A 22,765-nucleotide genomic window follows, 5' to 3' on the forward strand; every position below is an offset into this window, starting at 1 on the left:
GCGGCGCCCACTACAGTTGTGATCTGTGACTACCTGGGTGCCCGATGTCCTCGGCGACGGCTACGAACAGACGACCATTCCACTCGGTGACGATCCGGACGGCGAGGGGCAGGTCGAGGCCACTCTCGTGCGGTATCAACCGTCGGGTGCCACGAACGTCGAGCGCGCGGTGATCTACGTCCACGGATTCACCGACTACTTCTTCCAGCGACACATCGCCGAACACTTCGCCGCGATGGGCTACGCCTTCTACGCGCTGGACCTACGCAAGTGCGGACGGTCGCGCCGTGAGGGTCAGACCGCGCACTTCGCGACCGATCTGGCGATGTACGACGCCGAGCTCGACGAGGCTCTCGCCCTGGTCCGCGCCGAACGCGCCGATGCCCCGGTGCTGCTCATGGCGCACTCGACGGGCGGACTCGTACTGCCGCTCTGGCTCAACCGCCTCAACCGCCGAGAAGGCGGGTCGGCCGGCCTCGGCCTGTCGGGCGTCGTGCTCAACAGCCCCTGGTTCGATCTGCAGGGTCCACCGGCGATACGCAGCGTCGGCACCGCAGCGATCGACGTGATCGGACGGTTCCGAGCCAAGGCGCAGGTGCCGGGCAGCGGCCTGGACACCTACGGACTCTCGCTCGCCGCCTCCGAGAACGGCGAATGGGACTACGACCTCGACTGGAAACCGCTCGCGGGCTTCCCCATCACCTTCGGCTGGATCCGCGCTGTCCGCCACGGTCACGCCGAACTGCATCGCGGCCTCGATATCGGCATTCCGTCGCTCGTCCTGCGCTCGAAGGTGACGCACTTCTCACGCCGGTACAGCTCCGCGGTCGACGCCGCAGACGCCGTCCTCGACGTCCGCCAGATCGCCCGCTGGGCCGGCTGCCTGGGCGACCGCACCACCATCGTCCCCATCGAGGGAGCCCGTCACGACGTGTTCCTGTCCACCGAGGAGCCACGTGCGCGGGCCTTCGAGGAAATGGACGAGTGGATCGAGTGGTTGCATCGAAGCGAGGGCACCGACCACGCGTCGGGCAAGGACCACACCGAGAGCGGGCACATCTCATGACCGAGCATTTCGACGTCGCGATCATCGGCTCCGGATCGGGCAACTCCATCGCCGATTCGCGCTTCGAGGACAAGAAGATCGCACTTCTGGAAGAGAACTCGACATTCGGCGGCACCTGCCTCAACGTCGGCTGCATCCCGACGAAGATGTTCGTCTACGCCGCCGAAGTCGCCCGTACGGTGCGTGATTCGTCCAAATACGGTGTCGACGCCCATGTCGACGCGGTGCGCTGGCCGGACATCGTCGACCGCGTCTTCGGCCGCATCGACCCCATCTCGGAGGGCGGCAAGCGCTACCGCGCCGAAGGCAGCCCCAACGTCACATTGTTCGAGGGCCACGCGAGGTTCGTGGGCCCCCGCACGATCGACACCGGCACCGGCACCGTCATCACGGCAGACCAGGTCGTCATCGCGGCCGGATCCCGGCCGGTGGTGCCGCAGTCCATCGCCGATTCGGGTGTCAGCTATCACACCAACAGCGATGTGATGCGGCTGCCGGAGCTTCCCGAGCATCTGGTGATTCTCGGATCCGGTTACATCGCAGCGGAATTCGCGCACGTGTTCTCCGCGCTCGGCTCGAAGGTGTCGATCGTCGCCCGCAAGGACACCTTGTTGCGCGCACTGGACGCCGACATCTCCAAGCGGTTCACCGAATTGGCCCGCGCCAAATGGGACGTCCATCTCGACTCCGGTGAGACCCGTGCCGTCACCGAGGGCGCCCTGCACGGCGTCGAATTGGCCGACGGCACCAAGGTTCTCGGGGACGCGTTCCTGGTGGCCGTGGGCCGCGAGCCGAACGGCGATCGGCTGGATCTGGACACGGCGGGCATCGACATGGACGACGAGGGCCGCATCGTGGTGGACGAGTTCGGCCGCACCACCGCCGAGGGCGTGTTCGCGCTCGGCGACGTCTCCTCGCCCTACCAGCTCAAGCATGTGGCCAACCAGGAAGCACGAGTGGTCCAGCACAACCTGCTGCACGACGCATGGAACGGTGACACCGCCGCGCTGCGCACCAACGACCACCGTTTCGTTCCCGCGGCGGTGTTCACCGATCCGCAGATCGCCGAGGTGGGCATGACCGAGGAACAAGCCCGTGACGCCGGCCTGGACATCACGGTCAAGGTCCAGAACTACGGCGACGTCGCCTACGGCTGGGCGATGGAAGACAGCGAAGGTCTGTGCAAGATCATCGCCGAGAAGGGCACCGGGAAGATCCTCGGCGCGCACATCATCGGCGCTCAGGCCCCGACCCTGATTCAGCCCATCATTCAGGCGATGAGCTTCGGCCTGTCCGCCCAGGACATGGCGCGCGGTCAGTACTGGATTCACCCCGGCCTGCCCGAGGTGGTCGAGAACGCTCTGCTGGGACTCGACCTGTAGTTCCGGTCACCACGGGCTGGTACGCAGCACGATTTCCGTTGCCAGCGCGGCCGGCTCGTCGGCGACGACATTCGCGGCACCGTCGAGTTGAACCACGCGGAAGTCCGAGTAGACGAACCGGCCGCTCGCGTCGGCGGATGCGCGGCCCAGTGATGACCCGACGACCAGTGTCGTCGGCAACTCGACCGGGGGGCAGTCCGCGGCGCGCACGGTGCCCTGCTCGTCGGCGATCGCGGGGTGGCAACGGTTCACCGCGATCAGACTGGCGAAGCGCCCGAAAGTCTTGGCAGCCAACGTCCAAGCCGACTCCGCACCCGCGCCGCTGCCGACGAGATGCACCCACGACAGCTTCAGCTCGTCGAGAACAGTCAGGATCGCATCGTCGCTGATGCCGTCGATGCTTTCCAGCGCAACGGTTTTCAGATCCGAATTGTGCAGCCGTTCACTGACGGCGTCGTACACATCCACTGGATCGCCTGCATCGGGAAGCAAGAGAACGGCGTGCCTGCTGTCCGGGCCTGCGACCCGAACCGAACATTGCCCACCCGCAGCACTCACATGCGTGAACTCCATGGAGACGACGGTACTGCCTCTTGCGCCGACCACACATCGGTTCTATGGTTAGTTACATGAGTAATGAACCAGCGAGGCGACCAACCTCGACGCATCGGCGGTGGTTCTGATGGACGAGGGCAGGCCCATCTTTCTGCAGATCGCCGAGATCGTAGAGAACTCCATCATCGACGGCTCACTGGCAGAGGAAGAGCAGGTTCCCTCGACCAACGAACTGGCCGCATTCCATCGAATCAACCCGGCCACCGCAGGTAAGGGACTTGCCAAGCTCGTCGCCGACGGCGTCGTCTACAAGAAACGAGGAATCGGAATGTTCGTCACCACCGGGGCTCGCGACGCTCTTCGATTCCGTCGCCGCGACCTCTTCGCTCGCCAGTACATCGACCCGCTCGTCACCGAGGCGCGCAAGCTCGGCATGACCGTCGACGAACTCAAGACAATGCTCGACAACTGGGAGGCAGCGCGATGAGCATCCATGAATTCGATTCGATCGGCGACGACGGCCGCGTGATCGCGAAGGCCACCCACCTCACGAAGAAGTTCGGATCGTTCACCGCTGTCGACGACGTGAGCTTCGAGATCGAACAGAACAAGATCTACGGCTTTCTCGGCCGCAACGGCGCAGGCAAGACCACCGTCATGCAGATGATGACCGCGCAGATGCGCCAGAGCGCGGGCGAGGTCTCGATATTCGGGCAACATCCGTGGGAGAACCCGATTGCACTGGGTCACGTGTGCTTCGTCAAGGAGAGCCAGAAGTACCCCGACGATCTGAAGGTCAAGCACGCCGTTGCGCATGCCTCGCAGATTCTTCCCTACTGGGACAATGACTTCGCCGCCGACTTGCTGCGCGATTTCGACCTGCCCCTCGGCCGCAAGATCAAGAAGCTCTCCCGCGGAATGACCTCGGCGCTCGGCATCGTCATCGGACTCGCGTCACGGGCACCACTTACCTTCTTCGACGAGCCCTACTTGGGACTGGACGCGGTATCGCGACACCTGTTCTACGACAGACTGCTTGCCGATTACGCCGAACGCCCCAGGACCGTCGTTCTGTCCACCCACCTCATCGACGAGGTCAGCGATCTGATCGAACACGTGATTCTCATCGACAAGGGCAAGATCCTGCTCGACGCGGACTCGGACGATCTACGCGAGAGCGCCTTCGAGATCACCGGACCGACGCGCGCCGTCGACTCCTTCGCCTCGGGCCATCGCACTCTGCGTCGCACGGCACTCGGCGCCAGCGCTCGGGCCACGATCGACGGCCGACTGACCGACCGGCAGAAATCGGACGGTGCTGCAGTAGGGCTCACCATCGAACCGGTCCCGTTGCAGCAGTTGATCATCGAACGCACCACCGCCGAACCCGAGGAGGCAGTGTCATGAAACGAATACTGAACGTCGCTCGAATCCACAACACGTCCTGGGCAACGACATTCGTGTGGCCGATGGCGGTTCTCGCGATCGCCTTCGTGATCACCTTCGGCATATTTCTGGTCATCCCGACCACAGACTCCGAATACAACTTCACCGGTAGCGTCTTCTCGATCTATGGATTCGCCATGGCGTTCTACATCACCGCGATCACTCAGTGCTTTCCCTATGCCCTGGGTCTGAGCGTCACCCGCCGCGAATTCCTCACCGCCACAGCGTTGGTAGGTGTGTGCCAGTCGATTGCATTCGGCACGATCATCTACGTGCTGTCCTTGATCGAAGCAGCCACGGATGGATTCGGCCTGAAACTGCGAATGTTCGGCATCGCTCGGTACGCGACCGACAATCCGTTGGTGCAGTGGGCCGCACTCGTTACCGTCATGCTGCTCCTCGGCGGCATCGGTGCATTCATCGGCGTCGTGTATCGACGGTTCCGCACGAACGGGTTGTTCACCCTCGGACTCGGAGCGCTCGTAGTCTTCGGCGGCGGATCTGTACTCGTGACCTGGCAACGGTGGTGGCCGAACATCGGCACCTTCTTCACCGACACCCCACGTATTCTTCTTCTGGTCGTGATCCCCTTGATCATCACCGCAGTGCTGTCGGTGGCCAGCTGGTTCGGTCTTCTCAAAGCAACTGCGTGACAATCTTTTTCGTCGCAGAATCGACGCCGTGCTCGATGAGGTCGAGCACGGCATCGACGTCGAGGTTGTCTTCCACCAGATCCGCCAGCAGGTCCAACTGCTGCTCACGCAACGCAGCGACCGATGTAGCGGGCGCCACCACGAAGCCGGAACGGCCCGATTTCCCTGCCACCCAGGTGAGGAACGAACGCCGGAAGTCGTCGGACTCGAGCAGGCCGTGCCAGTGGGTTCCCACGACAGTCCCGCGCACACTGCCCTCCGGGGTGCCCGACGCAGTAGCAAGAAGCGCATCGTCGCCGTTCCGCACAACCCGACCGTGGTGAATTTCGTAGCCCGACGCGCAATTCGAGCCGTACTGTTTCGATCGCCCCGTCACCTGCGCGAGCACTTTGTCGCTCGCGAACTCGACCGAGAGATCGAGCAGACCGAGCCCCTGGACAGAACCGGCTCCGGATTCGACGGTGTCGTCGATCGTCCGACCCAGCATCTGATACCCACCGCAGATCCCCAGAACCGGTAGTCCCGCGGCCCCGCGTGCCGCGATCGCATCGGCAAGACCGCTGCGCCGCAGCCACTCGAGATCTGACACGGTGGACTTGCTGCCCGGAACGACCACCAGATCCACGTCCTCGAGCCGGGACGGCTCGGTGACCCAGTGCACGGACACCCCGGGCTCGCAGGCCAACGCCTCGACATCGGTGGTGTTGGAGATTCTCGGCAGACGCACCGCCGCAACGCGCAACCACTGCGAGCCGTGCGGTGGACGCGGCCGCCCCACCGGAGCATCGGGGACGGTTCCGAGCGAATCCTCGGCGTCCATCCACAAGCCGTCGGCGAACGGGACGACACCGTACGTCGGCCGACCCGTCAACGCGCGCAACTGGTCGAGACCGGGTGCCAGCAGAGCTGGGTCGCCCCGGAACTTGTTGATCACGAACCCGGCGACGAGCGCCTGATCCTGCGGAGACAGTACGGCCACGGTGCCGAACAGATGGGCCAGCACTCCCCCACGATCGATATCCCCCACCACGATCACCGGAAGGGACGCAGCCGTCGCCAACCCCATGTTGGCCAAATCCGTGGCGCGCAGATTGATCTCGGCGGGCGAGCCAGCGCCCTCGCAGATCACCACATCGAAGTCCGAACGCAGAGAGGCCAATTCGTCCGCCACCACCGCGCGCAAAGACTGCCGATGCTCGATGTAGTTGCTTGCACTCACCTGCGCCACGGCCCGCCCCCGCACCACCAACTGCGATGTCCGGTCACTCCCCGGTTTCAGCAACACCGGATTGAAACGCACACTCGGCTCCAGGCCACAGGCTGCCGCCTGCATCGCCTGGGCTCGACCGATCTCGCCGCCGTCGAGCGTGACCACCGAATTGTTGGACATGTTCTGCGCCTTGAACGGAGCCACCCGCACACCCCGACGCGCCAACATTCGGCAGAGCCCGGCGACCAGCACACTCTTGCCCGCGTCGGACGTCGTCCCGGCGACCAACAGAGCGCCTTTCACGGCGCTACCAGATCTCGATTCGCTACGCAGGCTCCGCTCACAGCAGTGTCAGGATCTCGCTACCCGTCTCGGTCACCACGAGCGTGTGCTCGAACTGCGCGGTCCACTTCTTGTCGTGCGTGACCACCGTCCAGCCGTCGTCCCACATCTCGGCGTTGATCGTGCCCAGGTTGATCATCGGTTCGATCGTGAACGTCATTCCCGGTTCGATGACGGTGTCCACCGACGGCTGGTCGTAGTGCAGCACGACCAGACCGTTGTGGAAGGTGGTACCGATACCGTGGCCGGTGAAGTCCTCCACCACGCCGTAGCCGAACCGGTGCGCATACGACTCGATGACGCGGCCGATCACGTTCAGCGCGCGACCGGGCTTGACGGCCTTGATGGCCCGCATGGTGGCCTCGTGGGTGCGTTCGACCAGCAGTCGGGCCTCCTCGGAGACGTTGCCCGCCAAGAAGGTTGCGTTGGTGTCGCCGTGGACGCCGTCGATGTACGCGGTGACGTCGATGTTGACGATGTCGCCGTCCTGGATCACCGTCGAATCCGGAATGCCGTGGCAGATGACCTCGTTGAGTGAGGTGCAGCAGGACTTCGGAAAACCCTTGTAGCCCAATGTGGACGGGTATGCGCCGTGATCGATCATGTACTGGTGGGCAATGCGGTCCAGCTCGTCGGTGGTGACGCCCGGTGCCACTGCCCGGCCCGCTTCCTGCAGCGCCCCGGCCGCGATCTTCGACGCCACCCGCATCTTCTCGATGACCTCGGGGGTCTGAACCCAGGGCTCGCTGCCCTCGGCCACGGTCGACTTCCACGCGTATTCGGGGCGCTCGATCGACTTGGGCACCGCGAGGACGGGCGAGACGACGCCTGGTACGAGTGGCTGACGGGGCTTGCTCTCGGCGGTCACAGACATGGACCCAAGAGTAGTCGGCTCGCACTCGGCCGCGGACCGCAGCGCAGTGCCCGTACCAGTCGAAACAGCACATGCCGGTGCAGATATGATCTGGATCACGTTCGTCGCTCGTGCAGTCGACACGAGAAAGGAAGCCCCGTGGTCCATTCGAATTTGTTGCGGCCCCGCGACGGTGATGCCCTGCGCGCGGAGCTGCGCCAGGTGGCAGCGACGTCCGAGGTACCCGTCGTGTTCGGCGGCGAGGTCTCCTCGGAGACCCTGTACCTGAGTGAATTCCACGGAACCCGAACCCGAGGCCTGGACGGACTCGCCATCCCACCCAGATCCGGTCTCGGCGGTCGAGTCATGGAACAGCGCAGGCCCGCGGCCGTCAGCGATTACGGCGCATCGATGTCGATCACCCACCACTTCGATCGACCCGTGCTCGGCGAGGGCCTCAAATCGATACTGGCGGTACCGGTGGTCGTGGCCGGAGTCGCGCGAATAGTGATGTACGCGGCGCTGCGCGAACGCGGCCCCCTCGGAGATCGTGTCGGCGACATCATGACCACCGCCGCCAGGCGTCTCGGCCAGGAGATCTCCGTGCGGGACGAGGTCGACCGCAGGATCCGTCTGCTGGCGACCATCCGCTCGCCGCTCGACTCGGATGTCTCGCGGACCGCCGAGCTGCGCAGCGTCCACGAGGAACTGTCCGATCTCGCCCGGTCGGTCGGTGACGCAGCGATCCGGCGCAGACTCGACGCAGTGGCAGCTCGCGTGGCCGCGTCGTTCGGACAGAACACGCGCGACGACCCACGAGCCCAGGAGGTGTCGCAGTCGTTGACGCCACGCGAGATCGACGTCATCTCGCAGGTTGCCCTGGGCTGCACCAACGTCGAGGTCGCTGCGCGCCTGTCGATCGGTGCCGAGACGGTCAAGTCGTACCTGCGCAGTGTGATGCGCAAAACCGATTCGCACACCCGATACGAAGCCGTGGTGGCGTGCCGTCGACTCGGCGTTCTGCCTTCCTGATCCGAACGCCGCAGCGTCGTCAGTACCCGGGTGGAAGTTGCTCGAACATCTCTCGGGTCACCGCGACCGCGTTGTCCGAGCTGCCGCCGCGCACCACGAGGGTGGCGAAGGCGATATCGCCGCGGTACCCGACGAACCACGAGTGCGAACCGCCGTCGACTTCTGCTTCGCCGGTCTTTCCGTAGACCTCGCCCTGGTCTGCGATGCGTTCGGCCGTACCGCTGGTGACCACCGACCGCATCATCCCGCGCAATCCGTCGACCATCGCCGGTTCGATCGGCGGATGATCCCCGGTGATCACGGTGTCGCGTCCGACCAGGAGGTTCGGCACCGGCGTCGAACCGTGAGCCACCGTCGCGGCGGCCAGGGCCATACCGAACGTCGACACGACCACCCTGCCCTGACCGAAGCCGTCCTCGGTGCGCTGAACCAGTTCTTCGGCCGGTGGCACCGAACCGGAGTCGGTCGGCAATCCGACGACGTCGTAATCCGGGCCGACGCCGAATTGAGAGGCCGCGACGGTCAGCGCATCGGGTGTCATCTCGCTGGCCAGCTTGGCGAACGAGGTGTTGCACGATCGAGTGAAGGCGGTACTCATCGTCACGTCACCCAGTGAGAACTCGTTGTAGTTGGGCACACTGCGCTCACCGATCACGATGCGCCCCGGACACGGGACGGTGCTGCCCGGAGTCGCGAGTCCGCTCGCGATGGCGGCACCGGCGGTGATGATCTTGAACGTCGATCCGGGTGGGTACAGGCCGGCCGACGCCACCGGCCCGTCCCGATCGGCAGCCGGGTTCTGTGCCACCGCGAGGATGGCACCGGTGGACGGCTGGATGACCACCGTCATCGCCTGCTCGGTGCGCGCATTCACCGCTCTCTGTGCCGCGACCTGAATGTTGCGATCGAGACTGATCGAGAACGACGGCGAGGGCTCCGGCGGGGTGTCGGTGAGGACATCGATGTCGACGCCGTTGCGGTTCGTGGTCACCACGCTCCACCCCGCCTTGCCGTCGACCTCGTCGATGACGGCCTTCTTGACCTGGCCCACCAGGTCCGGCGCGAACGTGGGGTCGGTGGACACCAGATCCGATTCGTCGGACGCGGTGACTCCGGGGATCTCGGTCAGTGCGGCCGAAATCGGCTGGTAGTCACTGTCTCGAAGTAAAACCACCGGGTAGTCGCCGTCGACCGAGGTGGCGGATTCGACGATCGACTGCGCAGTGATGGACGCATCGAAAGGCGTCAGCAGCGTCGACAGCGCCGTTGCCGAGGCGACCACGTTGTTCGCTTCAGCGGCATCGAATTTGATTCGGTGCACCACCCCCGGCACCAGCACGTCGGTCCCGGAGCGTTCGTTGACCCGGGCACGCGGAGCCGCCGTGGACCGCAAGGACATCGTCTGAGTGTCGCCGAGCTTGGGATGGATGTCCGACGCCGTCCAGCGCACCACCCACTCACCTTCGCTGCGGCCCATGTTCAGCTGACCGTCGTACGTCCACACGCGATCCCTCGGCAGCTGCCACGTGTAGGTGTAGCCGACCGTGGCCGTGTCGCCGTCGACCTGTACCGACGTCGTCTCGGCTTCGAGCGCCTCGGCCTGGAGGTTGGTCCACGCCTCGGTCAGTGCCGTCGCCGCTGCGTCGGGCTTGTCGGTATCGGCAGCCGCGGCGGCGATGTCGTTGGCCTCGAACGCGGCGAGAAATGCCTGGGCGGCCGGCTCCGGGCCGTCGGGCTTGGGGGTACATCCGGTGAGGGCGGCGGCAACGACGGCTGCAACCATCGACACCGCTCCGACTCGATACCGCACTTCGGTTGCACCACGTGATCTCATTGCGCCCCATCGTAATAGGGCGCTGCCTTCGGCCGCGGCAACGAATCGCGGTTCGCCACGACCCGATCGAGCGACGTCGGAGTCAGTCGAGGAGGACCGTCGTGAAGGTCGCCACCTGGGTCAGGCCGATCTTCGCGTATGCGCGCCGGGCGACGTAGTTGAAACTGTTGACGTACAGGCTCGCGGTGCGGCCCTGGCGGACCACCGAGTTCACCACCGCTGCGGTACCGGACGCGCCGAGGCCGTGCCCGCGCCGATCGGGATGAACCCACACCCCCTGGATCTGACCCACCGTCGCCGACTGCGATCCGATCTCGGCCTTGAACACCACCCGACCGTCCTCGAATCGAGCCCACGCACGCTGCGCGGCAATGAGACTCGAGATCCGTCGCCGGTATCCACGGCCGCCGTCGTTCTGTCTCGGGTCGACGCCCACTTCCTCGATGAACATCGCCACTGCCGCACTCAGATACACGTCCAGTTCCTCGGGACGAACGAGGCGTACGTGCGGATCGGGCGTGATGGACGATCGAACCGACGTGGCCAGCAACGGCTGCTCACCGCGAACCTCACGGGCCGGGCCCCAGTCGGTCTCGAGCATCTCCCACAACGGCAATGTCAGTTCGGCTCGACCGACCAGTGACGAACACAGCCGCGGGCCGCGGCACGCGCGATCGGCGAACGAGCGCAGATCGTCGCCGGATCCGAGCAGAGGAACCAGGTTGGCACCGTAGAAACACAACGACTCGTCCGGTCCACCTCGGCTCCACATCTCACCGTGGAACGACCTCGGATCCAGGCCGGATTCCTGCACCCGAGCGGCAACCATGCAGGTGGCGACCGGGTCGGCGTCGAGCACCCGCAGGACGTGCGCAACATCCCGATTACCGAGAGGCTTCGCACCGAGGAGCTTGAGCACCTACCGACCTCCTGACCACCTACCGCATACACACCGACCGAGCGTGTACCGAATCATTCCAGAGAACCCGTTCCGCCGGTGGCAGAGCGGCAAACCGGACACCGAACCGGTCGAACCCGCTCAGCTGACGGTCACGACCGGTGCGCCACCGTCTGCAGTCTCATCCTTGTCGAATTCCTCGGCGATGCGCATTGCTTCCTCGATCAAGGTCTCGACGATCTGCGCCTCGGGCACGGTCTTGATGACCTTGCCCTTGACGAAGATCTGGCCCTTGCCGTTGCCCGACGCCACGCCGAGGTCGGCATCGCGCGCCTCTCCCGGACCGTTGACGACGCAGCCCATCACGGCGACGCGCAGCGGAATCTCCATGCCCTCCAGGCCTGCGGTGACCTCGTCTGCAAGGGTGTACACGTCCACCTGTGCCCGCCCACACGACGGGCAGGAGACGATTTCGAGCTTGCGAGGACGCAGGTTGAGCGACTGCAGAATCTGGTTGCCCACCTTGATCTCCTCGGCGGGCGGTGCCGACAGGGAGACGCGGATGGTGTCGCCGATTCCCCTGGACAGCAGGGCACCGAACGCCACCGAGGATTTGATGGTGCCCTGGAACGCCGGCCCGGCCTCGGTCACGCCGAGATGCAGCGGGTAGTCACACTGTGCAGCGAGCTGCTCGTAGGCAGCGACCATGACGACAGGGTCGTTGTGCTTGACGGAGATCTTGATGTCCCCGAATCCGTGTTCCTCGAACAGGCCCGCCTCCCACAGCGCGGACTCCACGAGCGCCTCCGGCGTCGCCTTGCCGTACTTCTTCATCAGCCGAGGGTCCAGCGATCCGGCGTTGACGCCGATACGGATCGGAATGTTCGCGTCACCGGCCGCCTTCGCGACCTCCTTGACGCGGCCGTCGAATTCCTTGATGTTTCCCGGGTTGACGCGCACCGCGGCGCAACCGGCGTCGATCGCCGCGAAGATGTACTTGGGCTGGAAGTGGATGTCGGCGATCACCGGGATCTGACTCTTCCGGGCGATGATCGACAGCGCGTCCGCGTCCTCCTGTGTGGGGCATGCCACACGGACGATGTCGCAGCCGGACGCCGTCAGCTCTGCGATCTGCTGCAGCGTGGCGTTGATGTCGTGGGTCTTGGTGGTGCACATCGACTGCACCGAGATGGGGCTGTCGCTTCCCACTCCCACCGACCCGACCTGGAGCTGCCTGGTCTTTCGACGCGGCGCGAGTACTGGAACCGGCGGTGCCGGCATTCCCAATCCGACTGACACGGACACAGTGGCCTTCTTTCCTAGCTACGACTGTCGAGTCTACTTAGAACAATTGAATCGGGTTGACGATGTCCGCCGTGAGTGTCAACAAGGAGAACCCGATGAAAACGACGATCACCACGTAGGTGACCGGCATGAGCTTCATGTAGTCCACCGGCGCACCGTCGGGCAGGCCGCGACGGTTGCGGAAGATGTTGCGGATCCGCTCGTAGACGGTCACCGCGATATGGCCACCGTCGAGCGGCAGCAACGGCACGATGTTGAACGCTCCGAGGAAGAAGTTCAACGACGCGAGCAGTCCGACGAACGTCGCCCAGTTGTTCGTCTCGGCAGCCTGACCGCCGATGACACTGGCACCGACGACGCTCATCGGAGTGTCCAGTCCACGCTCGCCGCCGAAGATCGACTCCCACAGGGCCTCCACCTTCGTCGGCAGCTGCACGAGAGCCTTACCGGTCTGGACGAAGATCTCTCCGGTGAAGGCGAACGTCTCGGGGACTGCCTCGATCGGGTTGTATCGAATGGGTGGAGGGGCGATCGTGGAGCCACTGACCCCGACCGCGCCGACCGTCGTCGACTCCTTGGCTCCGGTATCCGGGTCGGTGACGAAACGCTGCACCTCGGTCACGGGAATCGTCAGGTCGATCGACGCTCCGTTCCGCTCGACCGTCAGATCGACCGATCCCGACGACGCCTGCACGGCCTCGACGACCTCGGACCAGTACTGCGCCGGTACACCGTTCACCGCGGTGACCACATCGCCCGTGCGGAGCCCCGCTTGCTGAGCCGGGCTGGCTCCCGAGCACGGCGCAAGTTCCCCGTCCTCGGACTGTGTCGGCGCGATACACACGACGTCACTGACCTGAACGGTCGGCGGCGTCACCCGATCCGGCGTACCCCATCCGAGTACCAGGGCGTACACCAGCACGATGCCGAGCACGAAGTTCATCGCGATACCGCCGACCATCACGACGATGCGCTTCCACGTCTTCTGGCGGTACATCGCCCGCTCTACCTCGTCCGGTGCGAGCTCGTCGATCGCCGTCATTCCGGCGATGTCACAGAATCCGCCGGCGGGGATCGCCTTGAGCCCGTACTCGGTCTCGCCGCGTCGGAAGGAGAAGATCTTGGGGCCGAAGCCGATGTAGTAGCGGCGGACCTTCATGCCGAGCGCTTTCGCGGTCCACATGTGTCCCGCCTCGTGCAGCGCGATCGACACACCGATGCCGACGGCAAACAGCACCACACCCAGAGCGAACAGCATGTGAGTCTAGAGGCCCTTCTGTTTCAGAAGCTCACGCGCGTGTGCGCGAGCCCAGGAATCCGCTGCGAGGACGTCGTCCACGGTAGTCGGCACCGCCGACCAGTCCCCGCCGCCGTCGCTCAGAACCGACCGCACCGTGTGCACGATCTCGGGGAATTCGATGCGACCGGACAGGAATGCGTCGGCGGCGATCTCGTTGGACGCGTTGTACACCGCAGTCATGCACCCGCCCATGATTCCGGCCTCGCGGGCCAGCTGTACGGCGGGGAAGACTCGATCGTCGAGTGGCTCGAAGTCCCAGGAGAACGCTGCAGTGAAATCGAGTGCGCGCGCGACGTCGGGCACTCGATCCGGCCATCCGAGCGCCAACCCGATCGGCAGCTTCATGTCCGGCGGGCTGGCCTGCGCGATGGTGGATCCGTCCACGAACGTGACCATCGAATGGACGATGGATTGCCGATGCACCGTGACGTCGATCTTCTCGTAGGGCACCCCGAACAGCAGATGCGCCTCGATCAGCTCGAGGCCCTTGTTGACGAGAGTTGCCGAGTTCAACGTGTTCATCGGGCCCATCGACCAGGTGGGATGAGCTGCGGCCTGAGCAGGGGTCACCGACTTCAGTTCCGCTTCGCTCCAGCCCCGGAACGGTCCACCCGATGCGGTGAGGATCAGGCGATCCACTTCGCTCCGGTGGCCACTGCGCAGGCACTGCGCCAGCGCCGAATGCTCCGAGTCCACCGGAACGATCTGACCCGGCGCGGCGGCAGCGAGTACGAGTTCGCCGCCTGCCACCAACGATTCCTTGTTGGCCAACGCCAGCCGAGCGCCGGTCTTCAGCGCCGCCAACGTCGGTTCGAGACCGAGCGAGCCCACCAACGCGTTGAGCACCACATCGGCCTGCGTCGACTCGACGAGCTCGGTCACCGCACCGGGCCCACTCAGAACCCCGGGGAAGTCGAGCTCGGCGGCAGCGGCGGGGTCGGCCACAGCGACACGTCGAACACCGGTCTCGGCGATCTGACGGCGAAGGAGGGCGATGTTTCCGCCGCCCGCCGCAAGACCGACGACGACGAAACGGTCGGGGTCGGCGGCGATGACGTCGAGCGCTTGGGTTCCGATCGAGCCGGTGCTCCCCAACAGCAACACACGAATCGGCTCGGCACGATCCGAGGAGGTCGTTCGCTCACGATGGTCTGGCACCGGTCCATTGTTGCCTACCGAGGCTGAGAAACCCCTATGCGTCGCCGTAGCTGGCACGCTGGAGGGCATGGACGTCTCGAAGTATCGCGCGGCACCGTTCAACTACGCCGATGTGGGGGCGACGAGCGGCAGGCTCCCGGCCGGCTACCACCACGTCGAGACGTCACGGGTCATCGGATCCGGAGTCGAGGACTTCGTGGCCGCGGCCGACGCGCTGATGCGCTGGGACATGCATCGCGGCACCGGATTGAAGGTTCACTCCAGCGTCGACCACGCCGTCCCGGACGCGGTGGTCGTCCTCGCGCTCGGACCCGTCCGCATCCCGTGCCGGGTCGTCTACGTCATCGACGAAGCCAACCGTCAGGGTTTCGCGTACGGCACACTCGACGGCCATCCCGAATCCGGTGAGGAGCTGTTCCACGTCGACTACTCCCCCGAGGACGGGACGGTCTCCGCGCACATCACCGCGTTCTCGAACCCGGGCCGCTGGTACACCAGGCTCGGCGGACCGGTGGGCAGGCGGGTGCAGGCCCTATTCACCGATCGTTACCTGAGTGCGTTGGAAACGCAGTGTCGGTCGCCGCACTGACCCGAGGCCTCCATCAGGACACGGGTGGGTGCACCGCGCGCCAGTGCTCGGCGATGTCTATTCGTTTTGCGACCCATACTTTCTCGTGGGACTGAACGTGGTCGAGGAAACGTTCGAGGGCGGCGATGCGCGCCGGCCTGCCGACCAGCCTGCAGTGCAGTCCGACCGAGAGCATCTTGGGACTGCCGTTCTCCCCCTCGGCGTAGAGCACGTCGAACGCGTCCCGCAGATGCGCGTAGAACTCGTCCCCGGTCGAGAAGCCGCCCGGCGAGGCGAACCTCATGTCGTTGGTGTCGAGGGTGTACGGCACCACCAGATGATCGACCACGTCCGAGCCGCGAGTCACCTTCTCCCAGTAGGGAAGATCGTCGGCGTAGGAATCCGAGTCGTACACGAATCCGCCGTGCTCGACCACGAGCGACCGGGTGTTCGGAGAGTCACGACCGGTGTACCACCCGAGGGGGGCCGATCCGGTGAGGCCCCGGAGGATGGCCACGGCCTCGGCCATGTGCTCGCGCTCGACGTTCGCGTCGATCTGCTGGTAAGACAGCCACCGCAGTCCGTGACAGGCGATCTCGTGGCCCAGTTCGGCCAGGGCGGCAACCACTTCCGGGTTTCGTTCCATGGCCTTCGCAACGGCGAAGACCGTCAGGGGTAGGTCTCTTTTCTCGAACGCCCGCAGCACTCGCCACACGCCTGCCCTCGAGCCGTACTCGTACAGCGATTCCATGCTCATGTGGCGATTCGGAAAGGCTTGTGCCCCGATCATTTCCGACAGGAACGTCTCGGACTTGGTGTCACCGTCGAGGACGTTGTTCTCCGCACCTTCCTCGTAGTTGAGGACGAACTGGACGGCGATGTTGGCCTGACCCGGCCACTGCGCATGCGGCGGCGTGCGGCCGTACCCCACCATGTCTCGTGGGTAGCTCAGCGGAAACTGGGTCAACGGATGCGGAAGGCGCTCGGACGTCACCGCCGCAGTCTCTCACCGAACTCGGCAGTCTCGCCGAGTGAGCGCACAACCCTGATGGCTACGACGGACGGTCGTATGCCAATATTGTCCGAACGCGGCAGGCTCGACGCCTCGTGAAGAGCGACTTCGAGAATTCATGACCCGAGAGGACCGACCGGTGGCAAATACCGAACTGGAATCCGCTTCGTACGACCCGGTCGTCGATACCCGCAACGAGGTGCCGGACGTGCCGTCCGCCGAGTGGGGTTGGAGTGGTGAGTCGAACCGCGCGATGCGCGTGGCCGCCCTCGTCGTCGCCGCGTTCCTGCTGTTCATGATGATCGGAAACCACACCGGCAAGGTCGAGGACCTGTGGCTGATCGGCTTCGCTGCGACGCTGGTAGGGCTCGTCGTGCGAGATGTGATCGTCCGCCGCAAGCCCCGCTAGCAACCGATTCAGTTCTCGGCTGCCAGCTGACCGCACGCCGCGGCGATTTCCTGACCGCGGGTGTCGCGGACGGTGCACGAAACACCCTGGGCAATCACCCGTCGAACGAATTCTCGCTCCACCGGCTTCGGGCTGGCGTCCCACTCGCTGCCCGGAGTCGGATTCAGTGGGATCAGGTTCACGTGGACCCGGGATCCGAGTGCCTTGTGCAGCTTCTTTCCCAGCATGTCGGCCCGCCACGGCTGATCGTTGACGTCCCTGATCATCGCGTACTCGATGGACACCCGTCGTCCCGTCTGGTCGGCGTAATACCGCGCTGCGGACAGCACCTCGGCAACCGACCAACGGTTGTTGACGGGAACCAACGTGTCGCGGAGTTCGTCGTCGGGTGTGTGCAGCGATACCGCCAACGTCACCGACAGCCCTTCGTCGGCCAGCTTCCGAATCGCCGGTGCCAGGCCGACCGTCGACACCGTCACCGAGCGCTGCGAGAGGCCGAGCCCGTCGGGTGCAGGCGAGACGATCTTGCGCACCGCGGCGACGACCCTCTTGTAGTTGGCCAGGGGCTCGCCCATCCCCATGAAGACCACGTTCGACAGACGACCCTCCCCACCGGGGACAACACCGTCGCGCATGTCCGCGGCCGCCGACCGCACCTGGTCCACGATCTCGGCCGTCGACAGGTTCCGGGTCAGACCGGCCTGACCGGTGGCACAGAACGGGCAGGCCATTCCGCAACCGGCCTGGCTCGAGATGCACAGCGTCGCGCGGTCCGGGTAACGCATGAGGACGCTCTCGAGCAGAGTGCCGTCGTTGGCTTTCCACAGGGTCTTGCGGGTGTCACCGTCGTCACACGCCAGATGTTTGATCGCCGTGAGCAAGGTCGGAAAGAGGTCGGCTCCGACCTTCTCTCGCGCCTCGGCGGGAAGATCCGTCATCTTCGTCGTGTCGGCTTCGAGCCGGCCGTAGTAGTGCCGAGCCAATTGATCGGCACGGAACGCAGGCAGGCCGAGTGCCTTCACGGCCTCGCGCAATCCCTCTCTGTCCAGATCGGCGAGGTGGCGCGACGGCATACCGCGACGTGGGGCGGTGAAGACCAAGGGGAGATTCGGCCTCTTCTGCTCGGTCGATGTGTTCGTTGCGTCGGGGGCCTCACTCATACCTTCATTGTCCACCCGTTTGCCTCGCAGTCCTATTCGCGCCGGTTTCCGTCCGTTACCCGATGGGTATCGAGGTCGTGGCCGGATGCGCGTGCATTCGGCCTTCACGTGCGGAAGGATCATCGACATGGCCACCAGAGCTGACGACAGTCACGAGACATCGCTGGACAAATCAGGCGCGGTTCATCCCGGCGACCACAGCGCCTCGGGTGACCTCGCGCCCATCACGACGCCGGATTCGGACGGTCGTTCGGCACCGGATCCGGAGTTCGCCCCGGAGCCCCAGGCAAGCACTTCGACCGACGTCGCTCACACCCGCACCGCTGCGCTGTGGACCGGCCTGGTGGTCGGAGCCGTTGTCCTGGTCGTTCTGCTCGTCTTCATCGTGCAGAATCTCGACTCCGTCACCGTCCAGATCTTCGCCTGGCAGCTCGATCTGCCACTGGGCATCAGCATGCTGCTGGCAGCGATCGCAGGCGCACTGGTGATGGCGATGGTCGGCGGAGCGCGAATCCTTCAGGTCAGACGCGCAGCGAAGAAGAAGTAGCGGCACGGACCGTGAACACTATGCACAGAAGGTGGCGCTGATCGACTGAATCGATCAGGATTTCGGGTGCCCCACTTCACTCGAGGAGCATGACGTGACAACTTTCATGGAGACACCCGTGGCATCCGGCGTTGCCCCCGACCGCGCACGGTCCTGGCTGCTCGTACCGGCCACCAAGCCCGAAACCTTCGGCGACGCCGTCGCGTCGGGAGTCGATGCAGTCATCCTCGACATCGAAGACGCAGTCGCTCCGGCCAAGAAGCCGGCCGCGCGCGAGGCCGTCGTTCGATGGCTCCGTGAAGGTAACTCGGCGTGGGTCCGCATCAACGACGCCACGACCTCGTACTGGGCCGACGATCTCGCCGCGTTGTCCGGCCTGCCCGGACTGGTCGGAGTCATGCTCGCGAAGACCGAGAGTGGTGGCCAGGTCGAGGCCACAGCTGCTCGCCTGGCACCCGGCACCCCGATCCTGGCACTGGTGGAGTCGGCGATGGGCCTCGAAGCCGCCACGGAGATCGCCCGCGCGGATTCGACGTTCCGACTCGCATTCGGTAGCGGGGACTTCCGCCGCGACACCGGCATGAGTGACGACCCCCTGGCGATGGCGTACCCGCGTTCGCGCCTGGTCGTCTCCTCACGCGCAGCGCGCATTCCGGGACCGATCGACGGACCGACGCTGACGGCCAACGACAGCATCCTCGGACGCGATGCCGCGCTGACCCTGTCCATGGGCATGACGGGCAAGTTGTGCATGCATTCGGAGCAGGCTGCCATCGTCAACCGCGAGCTCGCCCCGTCACCGACGGATGTGTCGTGGGCCCGTGACGTCATCGATGCCCTCGGTGCCGACGGAGCGCACGTCAAGGACGGAAGCGACCTTCCGCGTCTGGCGAAAGCACTCAAGATCAACGAGTTGGCCGAGATCTTCGGGATCTCCGCCGCTTCCTGACAACGCCCGCGGTCGAGGTGCTTCGGCCGAATCCGACCGGCTCGTTACCGCACCTCGATTCCGGTCGGCCTGTATCGGACGTGCACTCGATACCGCACGTCGAACGAGACACCGTCCACCGACTTCACCGCATCGCGCGCAACGCGTGGCCCGAACTCGATTCCCAGCACGTCGCGCAGTATGCGTCGGTTCGGAAACGTCCACCTCGTGTCGACGCGGGTGAGCGCGAAACCCTGTGCTTCGAAGAACGCCTCGACCGTCGACGGGGCGTAGTGCGGTAGATCCGCCCGCATCCAGTCCCCGTACGGCGAAGCGGTCGCGTCCAGATCCACCACGACCAACGCTCCGCCCGGCCGGAGTACTCGCATGGCGTCGACGATTCCCGGCCCACAGCCCGGTCCGAAGAAGTACGCGGTGCGCGCATGGACGACGTCCACGGTGCCGTCGCCGATCGGGAGGGAATCCGCCCGCGCGGTCTTCACCTCGACGTTCTGCAGGCCCGCGACTCGCCTTCTCGCCGCGTCGGCAAGTGGTTCGTGCGGCTCGATGCCCAGCACCCGTTCGGCGTCGGCCGCGAACACCGGAAGATGAAAGCCGCTTCCGCAACCGACGTCGACGACCGTCCTCGCTGTCCAGTCCGCTACCGACCTGATCGCATCGAACACAGCACCGTCGACGTCCTGAGCGCGATTCTCCGCCTCGTACAGGTGCGGCCAATTCCAGATGTTCGGGCTGGGAATCACCCCGGTGACATCACTGCGCACGCCGGACAGCAGTCCGCTCAGAGGAGCACGGTGAACACGAGCCATGCCACGAACGCCGAGGGCAGCAGCGAATCGAGCCTGTCCATGATGCCGCCGTGGCCGGGCAGCAGCGTGCCCATGTCCTTGATGCGAAGATCACGCTTGACCTGCGACTCGATCAGATCGCCCAACGTGCCGGTCACCACGAGCACCACACCGAGAAGGATGCCGATCAGCGAGTTGGCCTCGAGAATGAGCGTGACGGTCAGCAGACACCCGATGATGCAGAAGATGAGAGACCCGACGAGCCCTTCCCAGGACTTCTTCGGGCTGATGGCCGGTGCCATCGGGTGCTTGCCGAACAACACACCGGCGATGTAACCGCCGACATCCGAACAGACGACTCCGATCACGAACACCAGGATGCGTCCTGCCCCGTTGTCCTGCAGCACCATCAGAACGGCGAACGAGGCCAGGAGTGGCAGCCAACAGGCCACCAGGACGGTCACGGAGAGTTCTTCGAGGTAGTTCTTCGGTGCTGTGCCGAATCCTTGGCGCAGCAGCAGCCACACCATGCAGACCACGACGGTTCCGACCGCGGCACTGAGTACGCCGACCGCCCCGAACGGCCAGCCCAGCCAGATCATGGCCTGCCCGCCGAGAATCAGTGGGATGCGCGGAACCAGCACACCGCCCTCACGCAGGCGCTTGGACACCTCGTACGTCGCGACGGCCAACGCAACCGCAACGACACCGATCCACACCAGCGGGACGAACACGAGCACGAGAATCAACCCGATACCCAAACTGCCGCCGACGCCGATCGCGGCAGGCAGATTACGGCCGGCTTTCCCGGCGGACTTCGCTGCGGCGACACCGGACGAGGCAGCGGGCGTACCGCTGCCCTCCTGCCGATCCGGTCCCACCACTGTCGTCATCTCCTCGAAATTCATCGTCGTCCGTCTCGAAAAAGCAGCTGTCGAGGTCGAGTCAGACCTCCATCAGCTCGCCCTCTTTGCGCTTGACGAGTTCGTCCACGGAGGCGGTGTACTTCGCAGTGGTCTTGTCCAGATCGTTCTCGGCTCGGACGACCTCGTCCTCGCCTGCCTCGCCGTCCTTCTGGATCCGCTTGAGCTCTTCCATCGTCTTTCGGCGGACGTTGCGAATCGACACCTTTGCGTCCTCGCCCTTGCCCTTGGCCTGCTTGACGAATTCGCGGCGACGTTCTTCGGTGAGCTGCGGAACTCCGATCCGAATGAGGTTGCCGTCGTTGGTGGGATTGACGCCGAGGTCGGAGTTGCGAATAGCGGTCTCGATGGGTCCGAGCTGACTGGACTCGTACGGCTTGATGACCACCAGGCGCGCTTCGGGGACGCTGATACTGGCCAGCTGAGTGATCGGCGTCGGAGCACCGTAGTACTCGATGACGATGCGAGAGAACATTCCGGGGTTGGCACGTCCGGTGCGAATCGAGGACAGATCGTCACGCGCAACCGATACGGCCTTTTCCATCTTCTCTTCGGCATCGAAGAGAGCTTCGTCAATCACGATCTGTCCTCCATCGTCTTCGTCTTCGATTCGCTCGCGTCACCGTCGGCAACGATCACGACGTGACCAGCGTGCCGATCTTCTCACCGGACACAGCGCGAGCAATATTTCCCTGAATCAGCAAATTGAACACCAGCATCGGCATCTGATTGTCCATGCACAGACTGAAGGCCGTCGCGTCGGCAACCTTGAGTCCCTGTTCGATGGCCTCGCGATGCGTGATGGTGTCGAACATCGTCGCATCGGGATCGAGGCGCGGATCGGCCGAGTACACGCCGTCGACTGCCTTGGCCATCAACAACACCTCGGCACCGATTTCCAGGGCGCGCTGCGCAGCGGTGGTGTCGGTGGAGAAGTACGGCATGCCCATGCCGGCTCCGAAGATCACCACGCGCCCCTTCTCCAGGTGTCGTCGCGCGCGAAGCGGAAGGTACGGCTCGGCGACCTGACCCATCGTGATCGCCGTCTGTACCCTGGTGGCGACGCCCTGCTTCTCCAGAAAGTCTTGCAGCGCAAGACAATTCATGACGGTACCGAGCATGCCCATGTAGTCCGAGCGAGACCGGTCCATGCCGCGCTGCTGCAGTTCCGCACCACGGAAGAAATTGCCACCACCGATCACCACGGCGACCTGAACCCCGGTGGCCACCACCTCGGCGATCTGTTCGGCAACGTTGTTCACGACATCCGGATCGAGACCGACCTGGCCGCCTCCGAACATCTCCCCACCCAGTTTGAGCATCACGCGGCGGAACCCGGGACGGTCAGGGGCCGGATCGGTCATAGCTCTCCTCG

At 64.9% G+C, this 22,765-nt stretch carries 24 protein-coding genes; 10 read left to right on the forward strand and 14 right to left on the reverse strand.

The features are described from left to right. Positions 1 to 25 precede the first annotated feature (25 nt). On the forward strand, positions 26 to 1,066 hold the full coding sequence (locus CH249_RS23610) for an alpha/beta hydrolase (protein ID WP_179273212.1): 1,041 nt from the start codon (positions 26 to 28) through the stop codon (positions 1,064 to 1,066). Then, entirely contained in the window at positions 1,063 to 2,448 is a 1,386-nt protein-coding gene (gene mtr / locus CH249_RS23615) for a mycothione reductase (RefSeq protein WP_094682854.1), read from the forward strand. The genes CH249_RS23610 and mtr overlap by 4 nt, the downstream gene beginning before the upstream one ends. A 6-nt stretch (positions 2,449 to 2,454) precedes the next feature. On the opposite strand, the gene CH249_RS23620 is transcribed toward mtr, so the two are convergent. Continuing rightward, positions 2,455 to 3,021, reverse strand: a complete 567-nt coding sequence (locus CH249_RS23620) for an alpha/beta fold hydrolase (RefSeq protein WP_094631834.1) — start codon at positions 3,019 to 3,021, stop codon at positions 2,455 to 2,457. Positions 3,022 to 3,127: 106 nt separating this feature from the next. On the opposite strand from CH249_RS23620, the gene CH249_RS23625 reads away from it, so the two are divergent. From CH249_RS23625 to CH249_RS23635, 3 genes are read left to right on the forward strand one after another with little or no spacing between them, the layout of a single operon-like run. Beyond that, positions 3,128 to 3,490 (forward strand): GntR family transcriptional regulator, encoded by a 363-nt coding sequence (locus CH249_RS23625; RefSeq protein ID WP_045199880.1) that lies wholly within the window; start codon positions 3,128 to 3,130, stop codon positions 3,488 to 3,490. Continuing rightward, positions 3,487 to 4,410, forward strand: a complete 924-nt coding sequence (locus tag CH249_RS23630) for an ABC transporter ATP-binding protein (RefSeq protein WP_094631773.1) — start codon at positions 3,487 to 3,489, stop codon at positions 4,408 to 4,410. The genes CH249_RS23625 and CH249_RS23630 overlap by 4 nt, the downstream gene beginning before the upstream one ends. Continuing rightward, the gene (locus CH249_RS23635) at positions 4,407 to 5,102 is read left to right on the forward strand and encodes an ABC transporter permease (RefSeq protein WP_094631774.1); all 696 of its coding nucleotides are present in this window, start codon (positions 4,407 to 4,409) and stop codon (positions 5,100 to 5,102) included. Before CH249_RS23630 ends, CH249_RS23635 begins: the two co-directional genes overlap by 4 nt. Here the strand turns inward: CH249_RS23635 and CH249_RS23640 are convergent. Next, complete coding sequence (locus tag CH249_RS23640; RefSeq protein WP_094682855.1) at positions 5,086 to 6,615, reverse strand: cobyric acid synthase; 1,530 nt, start codon at positions 6,613 to 6,615, stop codon at positions 5,086 to 5,088. The two genes, CH249_RS23635 and CH249_RS23640, sit on opposite strands and share 17 nt — an antisense overlap. A 37-nt stretch (positions 6,616 to 6,652) precedes the next feature. Then, a complete protein-coding gene (gene map, locus CH249_RS23645; protein WP_094682856.1) occupies positions 6,653 to 7,528 on the reverse strand; it encodes a type I methionyl aminopeptidase in 876 nt (291 codons plus the stop codon). A 138-nt stretch (positions 7,529 to 7,666) separates the two neighbouring features. Between map and CH249_RS23650 the strand changes: the two genes are divergently transcribed. Further along, on the forward strand, positions 7,667 to 8,539 hold the full coding sequence (locus CH249_RS23650; protein ID WP_094682857.1) for a helix-turn-helix transcriptional regulator: 873 nt from the start codon (positions 7,667 to 7,669) through the stop codon (positions 8,537 to 8,539). Positions 8,540 to 8,558: 19 nt separating this feature from the next. On the opposite strand, the gene CH249_RS23655 is transcribed toward CH249_RS23650, so the two are convergent. From CH249_RS23655 to dxr, 5 genes are all read right to left on the reverse strand, one after another. Continuing rightward, a complete protein-coding gene (locus tag CH249_RS23655; protein ID WP_094682945.1) occupies positions 8,559 to 10,322 on the reverse strand; it encodes a penicillin-binding transpeptidase domain-containing protein in 1,764 nt (587 codons plus the stop codon). Positions 10,323 to 10,455: 133 nt separating this feature from the next. After that, entirely contained in the window at positions 10,456 to 11,292 is an 837-nt protein-coding gene (locus tag CH249_RS23660; protein WP_094631777.1) for a GNAT family N-acetyltransferase, read from the reverse strand. 120 nt (positions 11,293 to 11,412) lie between these two features. Then, positions 11,413 to 12,576: a flavodoxin-dependent (E)-4-hydroxy-3-methylbut-2-enyl-diphosphate synthase gene (gene ispG, locus CH249_RS23665; protein WP_176459303.1), complete on the reverse strand. Its 1,164-nt coding sequence runs from the start codon at positions 12,574 to 12,576 to the stop codon at positions 11,413 to 11,415. A gap of 37 nt (positions 12,577 to 12,613) precedes the next feature. Further along, positions 12,614 to 13,834 (reverse strand): RIP metalloprotease, encoded by a 1,221-nt coding sequence (locus CH249_RS23670; RefSeq protein ID WP_094682858.1) that lies wholly within the window; start codon positions 13,832 to 13,834, stop codon positions 12,614 to 12,616. A gap of 6 nt (positions 13,835 to 13,840) precedes the next feature. After that, positions 13,841 to 14,980, reverse strand: a complete 1,140-nt coding sequence (gene dxr, locus CH249_RS23675) for a 1-deoxy-D-xylulose-5-phosphate reductoisomerase (RefSeq protein ID WP_094657251.1) — start codon at positions 14,978 to 14,980, stop codon at positions 13,841 to 13,843. Between the two features lie 121 nt (positions 14,981 to 15,101). Here dxr and CH249_RS23680 point away from each other — a divergent pair, with 121 nt between their 5' ends. Next, on the forward strand, positions 15,102 to 15,623 hold the full coding sequence (locus CH249_RS23680; RefSeq protein ID WP_094631779.1) for a DUF1990 family protein: 522 nt from the start codon (positions 15,102 to 15,104) through the stop codon (positions 15,621 to 15,623). A 13-nt stretch (positions 15,624 to 15,636) separates the two neighbouring features. Here the strand turns inward: CH249_RS23680 and puuE are convergent, their stop codons facing one another. Next, entirely contained in the window at positions 15,637 to 16,536 is a 900-nt protein-coding gene (puuE, locus tag CH249_RS23685; RefSeq protein WP_176459324.1) for an allantoinase PuuE, read from the reverse strand. Between the two features lie 217 nt (positions 16,537 to 16,753). On the opposite strand from puuE, the gene CH249_RS23690 reads away from it, so the two are divergent. Continuing rightward, on the forward strand, positions 16,754 to 17,023 hold the full coding sequence (locus CH249_RS23690; protein ID WP_032397812.1) for a DUF2631 domain-containing protein: 270 nt from the start codon (positions 16,754 to 16,756) through the stop codon (positions 17,021 to 17,023). Positions 17,024 to 17,031: 8 nt separating this feature from the next. Here CH249_RS23690 and rlmN read toward each other — a convergent pair whose 3' ends face one another. Continuing rightward, positions 17,032 to 18,183 carry a 23S rRNA (adenine(2503)-C(2))-methyltransferase RlmN gene (rlmN, locus tag CH249_RS23695; RefSeq protein WP_094682859.1) on the reverse strand — a complete coding sequence of 384 codons (1,152 nt, stop codon included), beginning with the start codon at positions 18,181 to 18,183 and terminating at the stop codon, positions 17,032 to 17,034. A gap of 127 nt (positions 18,184 to 18,310) precedes the next feature. On the opposite strand from rlmN, the gene CH249_RS23700 reads away from it, so the two are divergent. Both CH249_RS23700 and CH249_RS23705 read left to right on the forward strand, forming a co-directional pair. Next, positions 18,311 to 18,730: a lipopolysaccharide assembly LapA domain-containing protein gene (locus tag CH249_RS23700; RefSeq protein WP_032398357.1), complete on the forward strand. Its 420-nt coding sequence runs from the start codon at positions 18,311 to 18,313 to the stop codon at positions 18,728 to 18,730. A gap of 106 nt (positions 18,731 to 18,836) precedes the next feature. After that, the gene (locus CH249_RS23705) at positions 18,837 to 19,679 is read left to right on the forward strand and encodes a CoA ester lyase (protein ID WP_094648093.1); all 843 of its coding nucleotides are present in this window, start codon (positions 18,837 to 18,839) and stop codon (positions 19,677 to 19,679) included. Positions 19,680 to 19,723: 44 nt separating this feature from the next. Here the strand turns inward: CH249_RS23705 and CH249_RS23710 are convergent, their stop codons facing one another. The 4 genes from CH249_RS23710 to pyrH are packed head-to-tail and all read right to left on the reverse strand — an operon-like array spanning position 19,724 to position 22,754. Continuing rightward, positions 19,724 to 20,422 (reverse strand): class I SAM-dependent methyltransferase, encoded by a 699-nt coding sequence (locus CH249_RS23710; protein ID WP_256988468.1) that lies wholly within the window; start codon positions 20,420 to 20,422, stop codon positions 19,724 to 19,726. Positions 20,423 to 20,460: 38 nt separating this feature from the next. Next, entirely contained in the window at positions 20,461 to 21,375 is a 915-nt protein-coding gene (locus CH249_RS23715) for a phosphatidate cytidylyltransferase (protein ID WP_032397810.1), read from the reverse strand. 37 nt (positions 21,376 to 21,412) lie between these two features. Beyond that, positions 21,413 to 21,970, reverse strand: coding sequence for a ribosome recycling factor (gene frr / locus CH249_RS23720; RefSeq protein WP_032397809.1), 558 nt, complete (start codon positions 21,968 to 21,970; stop codon positions 21,413 to 21,415). A 55-nt stretch (positions 21,971 to 22,025) separates the two neighbouring features. After that, complete coding sequence (pyrH, locus tag CH249_RS23725) at positions 22,026 to 22,754, reverse strand: UMP kinase (RefSeq protein ID WP_032397808.1); 729 nt, start codon at positions 22,752 to 22,754, stop codon at positions 22,026 to 22,028. Positions 22,755 to 22,765: the final 11 nt, after the last annotated feature.

It is taken from the genome of Rhodococcus sp. 05-2255-3B1, assembly GCF_002258545.1.
GTDB lineage: Bacteria > Actinomycetota > Actinomycetes > Mycobacteriales > Mycobacteriaceae > Rhodococcoides.

What these genes read in the sequence shown, in the direction of transcription:
- mtr (WP_094682854.1), top strand. Translation starts at nt 1,063, where the DNA reads ATGACCGAGCATTTCGACGTCGCGATCATCGGCTCCGGATCGGGCAAC.
- CH249_RS23670 (WP_094682858.1), bottom strand. Translation starts at nt 13,834, where the DNA reads ATGCTGTTCGCTCTGGGTGTGGTGCTGTTTGCCGTCGGCATCGGTGTG.
- map (WP_094682856.1), bottom strand. Translation starts at nt 7,528, where the DNA reads ATGTCTGTGACCGCCGAGAGCAAGCCCCGTCAGCCACTCGTACCAGGC.
- CH249_RS23635 (WP_094631774.1), top strand. Translation starts at nt 4,407, where the DNA reads ATGAAACGAATACTGAACGTCGCTCGAATCCACAACACGTCCTGGGCA.
- CH249_RS23620 (WP_094631834.1), bottom strand. Translation starts at nt 3,021, where the DNA reads ATGGAGTTCACGCATGTGAGTGCTGCGGGTGGGCAATGTTCGGTTCGG.
- puuE (WP_176459324.1), bottom strand. Translation starts at nt 16,536, where the DNA reads ATGGTGGGGTACGGCCGCACGCCGCCGCATGCGCAGTGGCCGGGTCAG.
- CH249_RS23680 (WP_094631779.1), top strand. Translation starts at nt 15,102, where the DNA reads ATGGACGTCTCGAAGTATCGCGCGGCACCGTTCAACTACGCCGATGTG.
- CH249_RS23700 (WP_032398357.1), top strand. Translation starts at nt 18,311, where the DNA reads ATGGCCACCAGAGCTGACGACAGTCACGAGACATCGCTGGACAAATCA.
- rlmN (WP_094682859.1), bottom strand. Translation starts at nt 18,183, where the DNA reads ATGAGTGAGGCCCCCGACGCAACGAACACATCGACCGAGCAGAAGAGG.
- CH249_RS23705 (WP_094648093.1), top strand. Translation starts at nt 18,837, where the DNA reads ATGGAGACACCCGTGGCATCCGGCGTTGCCCCCGACCGCGCACGGTCC.
- CH249_RS23630 (WP_094631773.1), top strand. Translation starts at nt 3,487, where the DNA reads ATGAGCATCCATGAATTCGATTCGATCGGCGACGACGGCCGCGTGATC.
- CH249_RS23715 (WP_032397810.1), bottom strand. Translation starts at nt 21,375, where the DNA reads ATGAATTTCGAGGAGATGACGACAGTGGTGGGACCGGATCGGCAGGAG.
- CH249_RS23655 (WP_094682945.1), bottom strand. Translation starts at nt 10,322, where the DNA reads ATGGTTGCAGCCGTCGTTGCCGCCGCCCTCACCGGATGTACCCCCAAG.
- pyrH (WP_032397808.1), bottom strand. Translation starts at nt 22,754, where the DNA reads ATGACCGATCCGGCCCCTGACCGTCCCGGGTTCCGCCGCGTGATGCTC.